11 protein-coding genes are annotated in these 15757 nt (G+C 69.9%); 7 read left to right on the forward strand and 4 right to left on the reverse strand.

All coding sequences use genetic code 11. The annotated features are described in order from the left end of the window. Window positions 1–117 precede the first annotated feature (117 nt). The 5 genes from GEV10_01315 to GEV10_01335 all read left to right on the forward strand — a co-directional run bounded on the left by GEV10_01315 (window position 118) and on the right by GEV10_01335 (window position 9356). Window positions 118–1158: a hypothetical protein gene (locus GEV10_01315; protein MQA77118.1), complete on the forward strand. Its 1041-nt coding sequence runs from the start codon at window positions 118–120 to the stop codon at window positions 1156–1158. Then, window positions 1155–1805, forward strand: a complete 651-nt coding sequence (locus GEV10_01320; GenBank protein MQA77119.1) for a hypothetical protein — start codon at window positions 1155–1157, stop codon at window positions 1803–1805. The genes GEV10_01315 and GEV10_01320 overlap by 4 nt, the downstream gene beginning before the upstream one ends. A 56-nt stretch (window positions 1806–1861) precedes the next feature. Further along, a complete protein-coding gene (gene pruA / locus GEV10_01325; protein ID MQA77120.1) occupies window positions 1862–3487 on the forward strand; it encodes an L-glutamate gamma-semialdehyde dehydrogenase in 1626 nt (541 codons plus the stop codon). Between the two features lie 97 nt (window positions 3488–3584). Further along, window positions 3585–4382, forward strand: a complete 798-nt coding sequence (locus GEV10_01330; GenBank protein ID MQA77121.1) for a tryptophan 2,3-dioxygenase — start codon at window positions 3585–3587, stop codon at window positions 4380–4382. 87 nt (window positions 4383–4469) lie between these two features. Beyond that, on the forward strand, window positions 4470–9356 hold the full coding sequence (locus GEV10_01335; protein MQA77122.1) for an NAD-glutamate dehydrogenase: 4887 nt from the start codon (window positions 4470–4472) through the stop codon (window positions 9354–9356). Window positions 9357–9365: 9 nt separating this feature from the next. On the opposite strand, the gene nadE is transcribed toward GEV10_01335, so the two are convergent. Next, the gene (gene nadE, locus GEV10_01340) at window positions 9366–10181 is read right to left on the reverse strand and encodes an ammonia-dependent NAD(+) synthetase (protein MQA77123.1); all 816 of its coding nucleotides are present in this window, start codon (window positions 10179–10181) and stop codon (window positions 9366–9368) included. A gap of 289 nt (window positions 10182–10470) precedes the next feature. Between nadE and GEV10_01345 the strand changes: the two genes are divergently transcribed. Both GEV10_01345 and GEV10_01350 read left to right on the forward strand, forming a co-directional pair. Next, entirely contained in the window at window positions 10471–11910 is a 1440-nt protein-coding gene (locus tag GEV10_01345) for a hypothetical protein (protein ID MQA77124.1), read from the forward strand. 36 nt (window positions 11911–11946) lie between these two features. Further along, window positions 11947–12306: a hypothetical protein gene (locus GEV10_01350; GenBank protein MQA77125.1), complete on the forward strand. Its 360-nt coding sequence runs from the start codon at window positions 11947–11949 to the stop codon at window positions 12304–12306. Window positions 12307–12360: 54 nt separating this feature from the next. Here the strand turns inward: GEV10_01350 and GEV10_01355 are convergent, their stop codons facing one another. Genes GEV10_01355 through GEV10_01365 form a run of 3 tightly spaced genes read right to left on the reverse strand, consistent with a single transcriptional unit; the run spans window position 12361 to window position 15502 of the window. Continuing rightward, complete coding sequence (locus tag GEV10_01355; GenBank protein MQA77126.1) at window positions 12361–13206, reverse strand: ABC transporter permease subunit; 846 nt, start codon at window positions 13204–13206, stop codon at window positions 12361–12363. 11 nt (window positions 13207–13217) lie between these two features. After that, window positions 13218–14144: an ABC transporter permease subunit gene (locus GEV10_01360; GenBank protein ID MQA77127.1), complete on the reverse strand. Its 927-nt coding sequence runs from the start codon at window positions 14142–14144 to the stop codon at window positions 13218–13220. Further along, entirely contained in the window at window positions 14141–15502 is a 1362-nt protein-coding gene (locus GEV10_01365) for an extracellular solute-binding protein (GenBank protein MQA77128.1), read from the reverse strand. The genes GEV10_01360 and GEV10_01365 overlap by 4 nt, the downstream gene beginning before the upstream one ends. Window positions 15503–15757: the final 255 nt, after the last annotated feature.

Below are 15757 nucleotides of genomic sequence, written 5' to 3' on the forward strand. Positions count from 1 at the left end.
ATGAGAAAACCCGGGCGGTAGATGAGAAATCCGTGGTGCTGCTGGTGTCCGCCCACGTTTGGGTATGCCATGAGTCATCGTTTCGTAAAGTGACCCACCCAGCCCCGGGAGACATTCATGCGGCCTCGCCTTCTCGTCCTGTCGCGACAGGGCCGTGCCAGCCTTCCGGCACGCGCCTGGCCGCACTTGACGGCCCTGGCCGACGTCCGGGAGGTCGTGTGCGACCGCGCACCCGACCCCTCCGTCGCGGCGGAGCTGTTGGCCGACGTCGACGTGCTCGCCGCCACCAACCTCTGCCTGCCGCGCATCGACGAGGCCCTGCTCGACGCGGCACCGCGACTCACCGGAATCGTCCTGTACGCCACGGGTTACGACCACCTCGACCTCCCCCTGCTCCGTGAGCGTGGGATCGCGCTGTCGGTGCTGCCCGACTACGCCACGGAAGCGGTGGCGGAGACCTGCCTCGCCCAGCTGCTCGCCCTCGCCACCCGGTTGCACCTCGCCCACGACCGCAGCCGCGGCAGCGTCCCGCCGTCGACCTCGTTGCGCGGGGTCGAGCTCGCGCGACGCACGCTCGGCGTCGTCGGGGTGGGCCGCATCGGCGCGCGCGTGGCGGAGCTCGGCCGCGCCATCGGGATGACCGTGGTCGGTCACGACGTCGACCCGGTCGTGAGGCACGAGCGCGCGGCGGCGGGCACGGCCATGGTCGACCTGAGCGAGCTGCTCGCGGCCGGCGACGCCGTCGCACTCTGCGCGAGCGCCAACCAGAGCGGGCTGCCGATCATCGGCGCGCCCGAGCTGCGCCTGATGCGCGCTCGCGCCTTCCTCGCCAACGTCGGACGTCCCCAGCTCGTCGACACCCCTGCCGTGCTCGCCGCGGTACGCGCCGGCCGGCTGCGCGGGTACGCCGTCGACGAGATCGTCCTCGACCCGGTGCGCGACGCCGACCTGCTGACCGAGGGCCGGGTGCTGCAGACCGGGCACAGCGCCTGGTGGCGCGACGAGGTGCTGCGGCGCGGGGGAGACCACTGGTTCGAGCACATCGCCGCCATGCTCCGCGGAGCGCCGCTCGACGTGGTGACCGGCGACGAGAGCAGCACGGCACGGCTCGCGGGGGTCGTCGGCGCAGGAGGCGGACGGGTCGAGGCCACCGCGTGAGGGAGCGCCGTGTCCTCGTCGCCGCCTGCGCCGTGCTGTGGGTCCTGGCGCCGGTCGCGCTCGCGGCCGCGCGGTGGCCGACCTGGTGGACCTGGATCGCGCCCGAGCAGACGCCGATGACCTGGTTGCAGAGCGTCGTCCTGATCCTCGCGTCCACCGGCTGCCTGCTCCTCGTCGTGGTGCTCGGGCGTGCCGGCGCCCCGCGGGTTCGGATCTGGCTGGTCTTCGGCGCGGGCCTGTGCCTGCTGGCGCTCGACGAGCGCTTCGCCGTCCACGAGCGGGTCCGCGACGGCTACCTCGCCCCCCGCGACGTCCGGGTGCCCTTCCTGCCGTGGGTCGGGCCGGGCGACTTCCTGATCCTGGGCGTCGCGGTGGTCGGCCTCGTCGCCCTGCCGTTCGTCTGGCGGGCGTTCGCCCCCGACCGTGCGGCGCGCGCGGCGCTGGTCGTCGGCGTCGTCCTCGCGGCGGTCGCCGTCGGCGCCGACTCGATCGACCCGTCGCGCTGGTCGGTGGGGGCCGAGCGTCTGGAACAGACCCTGGAGGAGGTCGTCGAGCTCGGCTCCGGCCTCGCCCTGGCGTGTGCGGTCGGCCTGCGCCTCCTGGGCGAGCTCGGCGGACGGCAGCGTCCCCCTGTAACGTCCGAGTGAGTGGTGGCTCCGGCGACCACTTCCTCGGACATTACGCGGAGAGGGAGACCACCGACATGGACGCTGTCACGCAGGTTCCGCAGCCGGTGAACGAGCCGATTCTCGGGCACGCACCGGGGAGCGCGGAGCGCGCGGCGCTGGAGGAACGGATCAAGGAGCTCGCCGGGCACCGGCACGAGCTGACCATGACCGTCGACGGCGAGCAGCGCATGGCGGCAGGGGAGCCACTCGACGTCGTCCAGCCGCACGACCGGCACCACGTCCTCGGCGTCACCAACAACGCCACGCCCGACGACGTCCGCGCGGCCGTGACCGCGGCCAAGAGCGCCGGGCCGGAATGGCAGGCGCTGTCGTTCGACGACCGCGCCGCGGTCTTCCTGCGTGCGGCCGAGCTGCTGGCCGGCCCGTGGCGTGCCACGGTCAACGCCGCGACGGTGCTCGGCCAGTCCAAGTCGGCGCAGCAGGCCGAGATCGACGCGGCGTGCGAGCTCATCGACTTCTGGCGCTTCAACGTCCACTTCGCGGCCACGCTCTACCGCGAGCAGCCGCTGTCGGTGCGGGGCGTCTGGAACCGCGTCGAATACCGGCCGCTCGACGGCTTCGTCACGGCGATCACGCCGTTCAACTTCACGGCGATCGCGGGCAACCTGCCGACCGCGCCCGCGCTCATGGGCAACACGGTGGTGTGGAAGCCGTCGGTGACCCAGGCGCTCGCGGCGCACCAGACCATGCGCCTCCTGGAGGCCGCCGGCCTGCCGCCCGGCGTGATCAACCTCGTGACCGGTGACGGCCTCGCGCTGGACGCGGCGCTGCGCGACCCCGGTCTCGGCGGCCTGCACTTCACCGGCTCGGTGAAGACGTTCCAGACGCTCTGGCGCACCATCGGCGAGAACATCGCCTCGTACCGCCAGTACCCGCGCATCGTCGGCGAGACCGGCGGCAAGGACTTCCTGTTCGTGCACCCGTCGGCCGACGTCGACCCACTGCGGGTGATGATGACGCGCGGCGCGTTCGAGTACCAGGGCCAGAAGTGCTCCGCGCTCTCCCGTGCGTACGTGCCGCGGTCGGTCTGGCAGCGGCTGCGCGACGACCTCCTCGACGAGGTCAGGTCGCTCACCGTGGGCGACGTCGCGGCCGACCTGTCGACGTTCATGGGTGCTGTGATCGACGACCGCTCGTTCGCCAAGCTGTCGGAGGCGCTCGGCAGGATCAAGGGCGCGGGCTCGACCAACGTCCTCGTGGGCGGCGAGGCCGACGACACCACGGGCTACTTCGTCCAGCCGACGGTCGTCGAGTGCGACGACCCCGGGCACGAGCTGTTCACGACCGAGTACTTCGGCCCGATCCTCGGCGTCCACGTCTACGACGACGCGTCGTGGGAGGACGTCGCGAGCCAGGCGGCCGACGTCGCGCCGTACGCCCTCACCGGCGGCATCGTCTCCACCGACCGGCGGGCGATCGCGCGGCTCTCCGACACGTTCCGCTTCTCGGCAGGCAACTTCTACATCAACGACAAGCCGACCGGATCGATCGTCGGGCAGCAGCCCTTCGGCGGCAGCCGGGCGAGCGGTACGAACGACAAGGCCGGCTCGGCGCTCAACCTCTCCCGCTGGGTGAGCACCAGGTCGATCAAGGAGACCCTCGTGCCGCCGACCGACTACCGCTACCCCCACATGGGCTGACCTGCCGGACGGCGAGCCCGGCGGACTTGTCAGAACCCGAGTGGGCTATAGCCTGCTCAGGTTCTGACAGGTCGGCGTACAGGGGGACGGCGTGACGGTGGACGAACGGCAGCCGGGCGAGCGGCGTTTCGGCGAGGAGGGCGGCCTCCTCACGTACGGCACATACCTGCGGGTGCCCGAGCTGCTCGACCAGCAGCGGCCGCTGGCCCAGCCGCCGGCGCACGACGAGCTGCTGTTCATCACGGTGCACCAGGTGTACGAGCTGTGGTTCAAGCAGCTGCTGCACGAGCTGGAGGGCGCCAGGGCGGCGATGTACGACGGGCAGCTGTGGTGGGCGCGCCACCTGCTCGGCCGGGTCAGGACGATCGAGCGCGTGCTGATCGAGCAGCTCGACGTCCTCGAGACGATGACCCCGCAGGACTTCCTCGCCTTCCGCACCAGGCTCGCGCCGGCCAGCGGCTTCCAGTCGGTGCAGTTCCGCGAGCTGGAGTTCCTCTCCGGCCTGAAGGACCCCGCGTTCCTCGACCGCCTCCGCGACACGTCCACCGAGGAGCGCGAACGGCTCGAGCGCAGGCTCGCCGAGCCGACCCTGTGGGACGCGTTCCTTCACGTCCTGCGGACCGCCGGCCTCGACACCACCGAGGAGTCGCTGCCCGACTCCCTGGTGCGGATCGCCGGCGACCGCGGCACGTACGACGAGGTGTGGGCCCTCGCCGAGCGGCTGATCGAGCACGACGAGGGTGCCGCCCTCTGGCGCGCGCGCCACGTGCTGATGGTCGAGCGGCAGATCGGCGCGAAGTCGGGCACCGGCGGGTCGTCCGGCGGTCCCTACCTGCGCCGGCGGCTCGACCTGCGCTACTACCCAGCGTTATGGGAGCTGCGCAGCAGGTTGTGATACCACTCGGCATGTGACGCGAGACGCGAACGAGCTACCGTCGTCCTGTGTCGGGGTGTGCGGATGTCTCACCGGGGAGATGTAGCGATGCATGACAGGCTCGACGACGCCAAGGACGACCTCCTCGACCGCGCCGCAGAGGTGGGCATCAAGGCCTCGGGCGGCCACGAGAACAAGGAGTCGCTCGCCCGGCTGCTCCGCCTCTACTACCGGCACGTGCCCGCCGAGGACATCCTCGCCCGCGACCCCGTCGACGTCTTCGGCGCCGCGGTCGCGCACCGCCGGCTCGCGCGTACCCGTCCCGAGGGTCGCACCCTCGTCCACGTCTATACCCCCACCCAGGACTCCCACGGATGGGAGTGCGGGCACACCGTCGTCGAGATCGTCACCAAGGACATGCCGTTCCTGGTCGACTCCGCGCGCATGGAGCTGCAGCGCCAGGACCTCTCGCTGCACCTGATCGTCCACCCGCAGGTGTGGGTACGCCGCAACCTCAAGGGCGAGCTGCAGGAGGTCTGCCTCGTCGACGACACGTCGGACGTGCCCGACGACGCCGTCGTCGAGTCGTGGATGCACCTCGAGGTCGACCGGCAGGTCGACGACGAGGCCCTGCAACGGCTCGAGCGCGACATGACCCGCGTGCTCACCGACGTCCGCGAGGCCGTCGAGGACTGGCCGCGCATGCAGCACACGATGCTCGCCCTCGCCGACGAGCTCGAGAGCGACGTGGCGGAGCCTGTCCACGCCGAGGCCGAGGGCGCGGTCGAGCTGCTGCGCTGGCTGGCCGACGACCACTTCACGCTGCTCGGCTACCGCGAGTACGACCTCGTCGACCGTGACGGGGAGGACGCTCTCGTGGGCATCAACGGCAGCGGCCTCGGCATCCTGCGCGCCGACCGTCCCGCGTCCAAGAGCTTCGCCAAGCTGCCGCCCGAGGTGCGTGCCCAGGCCAGGCAGCCGCGGCTGCTGTTCATCACCAAGGCCAACTCGCGTGCCACCGTGCACCGGCCCGCCTACCTCGACTACATCGGCGTGAAGAAGTTCGACGACGCCGGCCGGGTCACCGGTGAGCGCCGGTTCCTCGGGCTGTTCACGCACCAGGCGTACAGCGAGAGCATCACCCGCATCCCGGTGCTCAAGGAGAAGTACGCCGACATCCTCACCATCTCGGGCCTGTCGCCGGGCAGCCACGACGGCAAGAACCTCCTCGAGATCCTGGAGAACTACCCCAGGGACGAGCTGTTCCAGACCGAGGTCGACGAGCTCTACCCGATCATCATCGGCGTGCTCAACCTGCGCGAGCGCCGCCGCCTCAAGCTGTTCCTGCGGCGCGACATCTACGGCAGGTTCATGTCGTGCATCGTCTACCTGCCGCGCGATCGCTACACCACACCCGTACGCCTGCGCATCCAGGAGATCCTGCAGCAGACGTTCGGCGGCGGCTCCGTCGACTACAGCGCCAGCGTCGGCGAGTCGCTGCTCGCGATGCTCCACGTGGTCGTGCGCGCCAAGAAGGGCGAGACCGTCTCCTCGGTCGATCCCGGGCCGGTCGAGCGGCGCATCGCCGAGGCCACGAGGACCTGGGACGAGGACCTCGCCGAGGCGGTCAGGCGCGAGTGCGGCGAGTCGGCGGCCAACGCGCTCATCGACGCGTACGGTGGCGCGTTCCCCGAGGCGTACAAGGAGGCGTTCCCCGCGCGCACGGCGGTGGCCGACCTGCGCCGCATGGAGCGGCTCGGCGACGACGAGGACGTCGCGCTCAACCTGTACGAGCCGTACGACGCGGGTCCGGGGGAGCGGCGGCTGAAGGTCTACCGCACCGGGCGCGCGATGTCGCTCACCGACGTCCTGCCACTGCTGCAGAGCCTCGGTGTCGAGGTCCTCGACCAGCGGCCGTACCTCGTCGAGCGCAACGGCAAGGTGCCGGCGTGGGTGTACGACTTCGGCCTGCGCTACCAGCCGACCGGCGACGTCGACGACTCGAAGCTGAAAGACCTGTTCCAGGACTGCTTCATCGGCCTGTGGCAGGGCGAGGTCGAGAACGACCGGCTCAACGGCCTGGTCACCTCGGCCGGACTCGACTGGCGGCAGGTCATGGTGCTCCGCGCGTACGCGAAGTTCCTGCGCCAGGCGGAGACGCCGTTCAGCTCCAGCTACATCGAACGCTGCGTCACCGGCAACGTCGGCATCGCCCGTTCGCTGGTGCGGCTCTTCGAGGTCCGGCACGACCCCGCGTTCGACGGCGACCGCGACGTGCGCGCCAAGGAGCTCACCGACGCGCTGCTTGAGCAGATCGACCAGGTGACGAGCCTCGATGAGGACCGCATCCTGCGCAGCTACCTGTCGATGATCCTCGCGACACTGCGCACGAGCTACTTCCAGGCGGGTCCTGACGGGCGGCCGCGCTCGTACCTCGCCATCAAGTTCGACCCGTCGAGGATCGACGACCTGCCCAAGCCACGCCCCGCGTTCGAGGTCTTCGTGTACTCACCGCGGGTCGAGGGCGTGCACCTGCGGTTCGGCAAGGTCGCGCGTGGCGGGCTGCGCTGGTCCGACCGGCGCGAGGACTTCCGCACCGAGATCCTCGGCCTGGTCAAGGCGCAGATGGTGAAGAACGCCGTCATCGTGCCCGTGGGCGCGAAGGGCGGCTTCGTCGTCAAGCAGCCGCCCGCCGACGCCACCGACCGCGACGCCGTCCTGGCCGAGGGCATCAGCTGCTACCGGATGTTCATCTCCGCCCTCCTCGACATCGTCGACAACCGGGTCGACGGCGAGATCGTTGCGCCGCGTGACGTCGTTTGTCACGACGAGCCCGACTCCTACCTCGTCGTCGCGGCCGACAAGGGCACGGCGACGTTCTCCGACATCGCGAACGAGATCGCGGTCGAGCGCGGGTTCTGGCTCGGTGACGCGTTCGCCTCCGGCGGCTCCACCGGCTACGACCACAAGGCGATGGGCATCACGGCGCGCGGGGCCTGGGAGTCGGTGCGATACCACTTCCGTCAGTCCGGCATCGACATCCAGTCGGAGGACTTCACCGTCGTCGGCGTCGGCGACATGAGCGGTGACGTGTTCGGCAACGGCATGTTGTTGTCCGAGCACATCAGGCTGGTCGCGGCGTTCGACCACCGCCACATCTTCCTCGACCCCTCGCCCGACCCCGCAGCGTCGCACGCCGAGCGGCGCCGGCTCTACGACCTGCCACGCTCGTCCTGGGCCGACTACGACACGAGCCTCGTCTCCGCCGGTGGCGGCGTCTATCCGCGTGCGGCGAAGTCGATCCCGGTGAGCGACGAGGTCAGGGTCGCGCTCGGCCTCGACGACGGCGTCACCAAGATGACCCCGCACCAGCTGATGCGCACGATCCTGCGGGCACCCGTCGACCTGTTCTGGAACGGCGGCATCGGCACGTACGTGAAGGCCTCGACGGAGACCCACGCCGAGGTCGGCGACAAGGCCAACGATGCGATACGCGTCGACGGCGCCGACCTGCGGTGCAAGGTCGTCGGCGAGGGCGGCAACCTCGGCCTCACCCAGCTCGGCCGCATCGAGTTCGCGATGGCCGGCGGGCGGGTCAACACCGACTTCATCGACAACTCCGCCGGCGTCGACACCTCCGACCACGAGGTCAACATCAAGGTCCTGCTCGACACCGTCGTGCGCGCGGGCGATCTGACGGAGAAGCAGCGCAACGAGCTGCTCGGCAGCATGACCGACGAGGTAGCGCGGCTGGTGCTGCGCAACAACTACGAACAGAACGTCGTGCTCGCGACCTCGGTCAAGCAGAACGCCCAGATGCTGCACGTCCACACGCGATACCTGCGCCGGCTGGAGAAGGCGGGCCTGCTCGACCGCAAGATCGAGTTCCTGCCGAGCAGCAAGATCCTGAGCGACCGCAGGTCGGCCGGCACCGGGCTCGCGTCACCGGAGCTGGCGACCGTGCTCGCGTACACGAAGATCGTGCTCACGGCGAACCTGCTCGACTCCGACCTGCCGGAGGACCCGTACCTGCGCAACGAGGTCTACACGTACTTCCCCGACGTGCTCGTCGAGCGCTACCGCGACGTGATGGACCGGCACCCGCTGCGCCGCGAGATCATCGCCACCTGCGTCGTCAACAACCTCGTCAACCGCAGCGGCACCACCGCGGTGTTCAGGTTCCAGGAGGAGACGTCGGCGTCGGTCGCCGACATCGCCCGCGCGTACGCCGTCTCCCGCGAGGTGTTCGGGTTGCACGGGTTCTGGCAGGAGATCGAGAAGCTCGACAACCGGGTGCCCGTCGACGTGCAGCTGCAGATGCTGCTCGAGGCGCGCAAGCTCACCGAGCGCGCCACCCGCTGGTTGCTCCACTACCGGCGCCCGCCGTTCGACATCGAGAGGACGATCGCGGCCTACCGTGACGGCGTCCAGACCGTCATGCCCGACATTGCGAAGCTGCTCGTCGGCGGCGACCTGAGCTCGTACGAGGCGCGGCGCGACGGCCTCGTCGAGAGCGGCGCCGGACAGGCGCTCGCCGAGCGGGTCGCCGCGTTCGTGCCGGCGCTCTCGGTGCTCGACATCGTCGACGTCGCCACCGGTACGGGGCTCTCGGTCGAGGACGTCGCCGAGGTCTACTTCGACCTCGCCGATCGGCTCGGGATCGCGAGCCTGCGGGAGAAGGTCATCGGCCTGCCGCGCAACGACCGCTGGCACACGGTGGCCCGCAACGCCCTGCGCGACGACCTGTACGAGGCCCACAAGGAGCTCGCCCGCAGCGTGCTGAGCTCGACCGCGGCGGGCGGGTCGCCCGAGGAGCGGCTGCAGGCCTGGATCGAGCTCAACGAGACCGCGGTCGAGCGGTCGCGGCAGCAGTTCACCGAGATCTGGGAGGAAGACGTCTTCGACATGGCGACCCTCTCGGTGGCCGTCCGCGCCGTCCGCACCCTCGTCTCGGCGAGCTCGCTGCCCGACGACGCCTCCGCGTCGCCGTCCTGACCTCCACGCTCAGGGCGCGAGGGGAAGCTGCCGCTTGTGCTCGGTGGCACGGTAGCGGGCGTCGACGGCCGCGAAGGCCGACGGCGACACCGGCCTGCCCTCGAGGAAGTCGTCGACGGTGTCGTAGCTGACGCCCAGGACGTCCTCGTCGGCCTTGCCCGGGTCGAGTGACTCGAGGTCGGCGGTCGGCACCTTGTCGACCAGCCGCCCCGGCACGCCGAGCGCGGCGGCGACGGCTCGGACCCTGCGCTTGGTCAGGCCGGTGAGGGGCGTGACGTCGGCGGCACCGTCGCCGAACTTGGTGAAGAAGCCGGTCACCGCCTCGGCCGCGTGGTCGGTGCCGACCACGAGACCGCTGTACGCGCCCGCGATCGCGAACTGGGCGATCATGCGTTGGCGCGCCTTGATGTTGCCGTGCACGAAGTCCCTGTGGTGCTCGTCGCGGAAGTCGAGGCCGGCCTCCACGAGCGCCGCGAGCGCGGCGTCGGACGCCGCCCGCACGTCCACCGTGAGCACCTCGTCGGCACGGATGAAATCCAGGGCGACCCGCGCGTCGGCCTCGTCGTGCTGGGTGCCGTACGGCAGCCGTACGGCGTGGAACCTCGCCTCGCCGCCGTCCGCACGCACCCGTTCCGCGGCGAGCTGGCACAGCCGGCCCGTCGTCGTGGAGTCGACACCGCCACTGATGCCGAGGACGAGGCAGCGCAGGTTCCCGTCGGTGAGCCGGCGGGCCAGGAACCCGACCCGGCGCTCGATCTCGGCGTCCGCGTCGAACGTCTCGGTCACCCGCAGCTCGCGGGCGATGTCGCGCTGCCTGTCCAGCATGGCGGCGTCGGGCAGGCTCACCCGGTCCCCCCGTTCGGATCGACGATCGTGGCGAGTCGAGGCTATGCCGTCTCACTCGCCTGGCATCGAGGGGACGGTGGATCCGCCTTCCGGCGCGCACGGTCCGTCTTTCGATCCCGGCGAGACGGCGACGAGATCGACGAACCCTTCGAGCTGTGGTCATGGCGTCGCAGGTGGGAGAGGTCGAAATCCCGAGATCTTGGCGATCCGGGGAACGTAGTGCCCTTCCGGACCCGTCTGACCCGGCGGCTCAGATGAGGGGGACTGAATGGCCACGGTGGAGATGCTGCGCAATTCCGGCGCTATCAGCAACGCGGTGAACACCGCCGCGACGTGCGTGGATGACGCGGCGAAGGACACCAGACGCTCGCTGAAGACGTTCGACGACGAGGTCCGCGACCCGCTCAACGCCGGCGTCGCCTGGTCGGGCACCGGCCAACCCGAGGCCTCGGTCGTGGCCCGGGCGAACCAGGGCAACCTCGATGCGGCGATCCTGCGGCTCGGCCAGGCGAAGCAGGCGCTCAGCGCGTTCTCGGCCTGCATGGTGCAGGCGGCGTCCTGGTGGAGCGACATGCAGATCAACCTCGGCAAGGGGAAGTTCGCGATCGTCGACGACGGGACCGTCGTCCTGAAGCCGGGCGAGAAGGTGGAACCCGGCGAGCTCACGGCGGAGACCCTGACCCGCGAGCTGAAGAGCATCCTGTCGTACATCGACACCGCGGACTCCACGCTCGCCGAGCGGCTGCGTGAGTGCGCGACCGACCGCATGCCGTCCCCGACGGCCGAGGCGCACCCGGGAATCGAGAGTGACGCCTACCACGCCTGGGAGGTCGCGTGGAACGACCGGAGCTCCGGTTCGGGCAGGGAGTCGGATCCGAACTGGACCCCGACGGGCAACACGCACGCGATGGGCATGACCGACTGGCAGCGCTCACTCGGCATCTTCGGCCTGTGCCCGCCGAACGGCATCTACACCGGCGGCGGCTACATGATCGGGCCGGACGGTCGCAAGTACCCGATCGCGACGCCGACGATGACCATCGACGGCAAGCGCTACACCCACGGGGACGGGGTCGACTCGCTCGGCGGGTGGGACGTCGGCTGGCAGACGATCGACACCCGGGTCGGTTTCGGTCAGCTGGGTGAGCCGGCGCCGGGTGTCAGCAAGGCGCTGGTGTTCCTCGGCGGGCTCGCGGGTGCGTCGTACAGGCCGGTCGTCTCGGCCGACCCGAAGGCCACCGCGAACCTGCAGTTCGACCAGAACGGCTTCCCGATCAACACGACGCCGCCCGACCCCAAGATGACCAAGCCGCCGTCCGGCAACACCGAGGAGTACACGGTGGTCGGGACGGACGGCAAGGGTCAGACGACGGTCTCGACGTACAAGGCCCCCGGCATGCCGGGCAGCAACCAGCTGTCGATCGTGACCCAGGGGCTCGAGGGCGCCAACGCCGCCAACCACATGGACGACAAGACCTACTACACGTACCGGACCGAGTTCCAGCAGAACACCGACGGGCGCACGCGGGTCGTCTACACCACCTACCAGGTGCACAACGGGCCCGACGGTCAGTCGGTCACGCCGTACGACACCCACGTCGGGGCCGACGGCAAGCTCGTCATGGAGAAGGCGAGCTGGTACGACGCGCCGAGCTCGGGCGACGAGGTCGGTCCGGGGCACCAGATCAAGGTCAACCAGGGCAACTGACCCACCGGACGAACGGACACAGGGGGAGCGGACGACATGGCGACGGTCACGATGGACTGGGTGAAGGTGCGCGGGATGGCGCGCTCCGCGCGCGACAGCGCACCCGACCTGGACAGCGCGGAGGAGCACGTCAGCAACGCCGGAAGCTGGGCGAAGGGCGCGATGTCGGACCTTCAGTCCGCCGCGGCGCTCACGACGTACTCGTCCACCTGGACCGACCTGATGAAGTCGTTCGCCAAGACGGCGAGGGACATCGGCGACAAGCTGGAGTCGAGCGCGGCGATCGTCGAGACCGCCGACACCAGGAGCGCGCAGGAGGTCGACGCCAGCGGCGACGACGCGGCTTACGTGTCGGTCAGCCTCAACCGCACCACCTGGGTCGACGGCGGGATCTGAACCGCCGGGTGCTCTTCAAGACCTACCAGGTCATGAACGGCGTGTCGCGGCACGCTATTTCAGACCGGACGTCTTGACCGACTCGATGATCTGGCGCTGGAAGACGAAGAACAGCAGGAGCGTCGGCATCGCGGCGACGGTCGCGGCGGCCAGCACGTAGTTGTAGTCGGCGTCGTACTGCTGGAAGAAGCTCGCGATGCCGACCTGGACGACGGTGAGGTCCTGGTCGGCCGTGATGGTGAGCGGCCAGAGGAACGCGTTCCAGTTGGCGAGGAAGAACAGCACTGCGAGCGCCGCGAGCACCGGCCGGCTGAGCGGCAGGATGACGCTCCAGTAGATCCGCCAGTATCCGGCACCGTCGACGATCGCCGCCTCCTCCAGGTCGCGCGGGATCGACACGTAGAACTGGCGGAGCAGGAAGATGCCGAACGCGCTGAACAGCGGCGGGATGATGAGGCCCGCGTACGAGTCGAGCAGGTGCAGCTCGCGGGCGACGAGGAACAGCGGAACGATCACCGCCGGCACCGTGATGAGCAGCGTGGAGAAGATCGCGACGAAGACGCCCTCGCGGCCGGGGAAGCGCAGCCGTGCCAGGGCGTACGCCGCCATCGAGTGGAACCACAGTGCGACGACCGTCACCGTCGCGGAGATGAAGAGGCTGTTGAGCAGATAGCGCAGGAACGGCACCTGGGTAAAGACGTAGACGAAGTTGTCGAACGTCGCCTCGCTGGGCAGGAGGTTCGGGCCGAGGACCTCGGCGCCGGGCTTGAGTGAGCCGAGCGCCATCCAGACGAGCGGGAAGACAGTGAAGACGGAGAGGATCAACGCGAGCAGGAACCACCACGCCCGGCTGACCCGCTGCGGCGCGTCGATGGACCGCACGCCAGCTCTAGTCGGCATAGGAGACAGTTCTAGTCTGCATAGGAAAATCGGCCTCCCTGGGTGACCCGGAAGATGACCACCGAGAGCGCCAGCATGGCGAGCACGAGGAACGAGCTCATCGCCGCCGCGTAGCCGAACTCCCCGAACACGAACGCCTGCTGGAAGATGTAGATGATGACGACGGTGGTGGCGTTGGCCGGACCGCCGTTGGTCAGGATGTAGATCAGGTCGAACCCGCCGGTGATCGCGGCGATGACCGACGTCAGCAGTACGAAGAAACTCGTCGGCTTGAGCAGCGGCCAGGTGACGTCGCGGAACGCCTGCCACGGTCCCGCGCCGTCGATGCGTGCGGCCTCGTAGTACTCGCGCGGGATGTCCTGCAGCCCGGCGAGGAAGATGATCATGTAATAGCCCATCTGGTACCACACGCTGATCGCGATCACGCTCGCCAGCGCGAACGTCGGGTCGCCGAGCCACGACGGCGCGATCCCGAGGGGTTCGACCAGCCGGCTGAGGATGCCGACCTTGTCCGTGAGGACGAACTGCCAGACGAGTCCGACGACGACCAGGCTCACGACGTACGGCACGAAGAACGCGCTGCGGAACAAGCCGACGAGCGGGAAGCGCTGCTTCACCAGCAGGGCGAGGAGCAGCGCCGCGACGAACAGCACCGGCGTGAGGACACCCAGGTAGATCGCGGTGCGGCCCAGGCTGCCGAGGAACTGCGGGTCGCCGAACATGCGGCGGAAGTTCGCGAGGCCGATGAACTCGTACTCGCCGAAACCGCTGATCCGGAAGAAGCCGAGCACGAACGTGAGCAGCATCGGCACGGCGAGGAACACCGTGAGCCCGGCGACGTCGGGCGCGAGGAACCCGACGGCCGCCCGGATCTCCCTGCGCTCGCGCTCGTTCCTGCGCCTCCGTGTGCGCGGCGCGGACATCGTCCCGGCAGTCATAGCATCCGCGGCCCTTCGTACGTCTCGAGGTAGGCGTCGACCGCCTGGCGCGCGGTCTCCGCGGCCTGCCGGGGGTCGGCGCCGGCGAGCTGCGTCGCCTGGATGGCGTCGGAGATCGCCTTGTAGATCACCGGCGGGTAGCGCGGCTCGGCGCGGCCGCCGGGAAAGATGTCGTCCTTGAACGCCTTCATCGCCTCGCCCTTGTAGCCGCCGCGCTCGGTGGCGAGACGCAGCACCGACTTGCGCGGCGCGATGTCGGTCTTCGCGCCGACGCACCAGTCGGTGACCCGCTTGACGGTGTGGTCCTCCATCGAGCCGAGGGCGTACGCGCAGAACTCCGCCGCGGTCTCGGGATCGCGGCCGCGCGCGTTGGCGACGAAGGCCCAGCCGCCGAGGTCGGTGGTGTACTCGCCACCCTCGGGCACCGGCGCCTTGAAGACGCCGTAGTCGAAGTCCGGCTCGTTGTCGCGGAACGACGCGACGTTCCAGATGCCGGAGTGCCACATCGCGGCGAGCCCCTGGGTGAGCCCCGCGATCAGGTCCCCGCCCGCGGGGAGCGTGCGTGGCGACACCCCCGTCCGCACGCTGTCGTGCCACAGGGTGAGTGCGCGGACCACGCCGTCGCCGTCGAGGGTCGACCGCGTCTGGTCGGCGTTGAGAACCTTGCCCCCGGCCTGCCACATCCACGGGTAGAACGTGAAGTTCTGGTAGTAGCCGGGGACGGTCTCGAGGACCAGCCCCGACTGCTGCCCGGTGGTGAGCTTCTCCGCGACGCCGAGCAGGTCGTCCCACGTCTTCGGGATGTCGCCCTCGGACAAGCCCGCCTTCTCCCACGCGGGCCTGCTGTAGAACATCGCGAGCGGCTCGACCTCCATGGGCAGGGCGTAGATGCGGCCGTCGACCGACCTCGTGGTGAGGGTGTCGGGGAAGTAGTCGGCCTGCGCCTCCGCGGACAGGTGCGGTGTGAGGTCCTGCAGCACGCCGCCGTTGTAGTAGCGCAGGAAGTCGCCGGGGCTGATCAGGAAGATGTCGGGACCGTCCTCGGCGGCGAACGCCGTCGGCAGCTTCGTGCCGTTGAGGTAGGCGGTGCCCTGGATGAACACGAGCCTGACCTTGACGTCGTGCTCGTCGTTCCACTGCTCGACCAGGCGCTCGAACCACTTGCTCTGCTTCAGCAGCGTCGGGTCGTCCTGGGTGACCGGCGCGTAGAACTGCCAGAAGGTGAGCGTCTTGTCGGCACGCGTCCCGCAGCCGGTGAGCAGGGTGGGGCCCGCCACCGCGGCCGCGGCCGCGCCGGCCGCGAGGCCGAGGAAACGGCGCCGGCCGAGCAGATCCGTCCCCCGGGGGTGGTTCGCCATCGAGACCTCAGTAATCGATTTCTGCGGTTGAGGTGTGACCCTAGGGCGGGCGTCCACCGGGGTCAAGGCCCGGTCAAGCCACCGCCACGATGGGTGTGCACGGACGGCGTCGCGCCACCCGCGGGCGCCCTCCACCGGGAGAGGAATACCGTCGAGGAGTGACCGCGCGTACCTCCACCGACGAGCAGGGCGCGCGGTCGATCGGCACCGCGGTCGCGATGGTCCTGGGCGGCTCGCTCTCGGTGCAGTTCGGTG

It is taken from the genome of Streptosporangiales bacterium, from assembly GCA_009379955.1.
In the GTDB taxonomy this organism is placed as follows: Bacteria; Actinomycetota; Actinomycetes; order Streptosporangiales; family WHST01; genus WHST01.

Bases quoted from the DNA above. Each gene is read 5' to 3' on its own strand.
- GEV10_01315 (MQA77118.1), top strand. From the start codon at position 118: ATGCGGCCTCGCCTTCTCGTCCTGTCGCGACAGGGCCGTGCCAGCCTT.
- pruA (MQA77120.1), top strand. From the start codon at position 1,862: ATGGACGCTGTCACGCAGGTTCCGCAGCCGGTGAACGAGCCGATTCTC.
- GEV10_01335 (MQA77122.1), top strand. From the start codon at position 4,470: ATGCATGACAGGCTCGACGACGCCAAGGACGACCTCCTCGACCGCGCC.
- nadE (MQA77123.1), bottom strand. From the start codon at position 10,181: ATGCTGGACAGGCAGCGCGACATCGCCCGCGAGCTGCGGGTGACCGAG.
- GEV10_01345 (MQA77124.1), top strand. From the start codon at position 10,471: ATGGCCACGGTGGAGATGCTGCGCAATTCCGGCGCTATCAGCAACGCG.
- GEV10_01350 (MQA77125.1), top strand. From the start codon at position 11,947: ATGGCGACGGTCACGATGGACTGGGTGAAGGTGCGCGGGATGGCGCGC.
- GEV10_01355 (MQA77126.1), bottom strand. From the start codon at position 13,206: ATGCCGACTAGAGCTGGCGTGCGGTCCATCGACGCGCCGCAGCGGGTC.
- GEV10_01360 (MQA77127.1), bottom strand. From the start codon at position 14,144: ATGACTGCCGGGACGATGTCCGCGCCGCGCACACGGAGGCGCAGGAAC.
- GEV10_01365 (MQA77128.1), bottom strand. From the start codon at position 15,502: ATGGCGAACCACCCCCGGGGGACGGATCTGCTCGGCCGGCGCCGTTTC.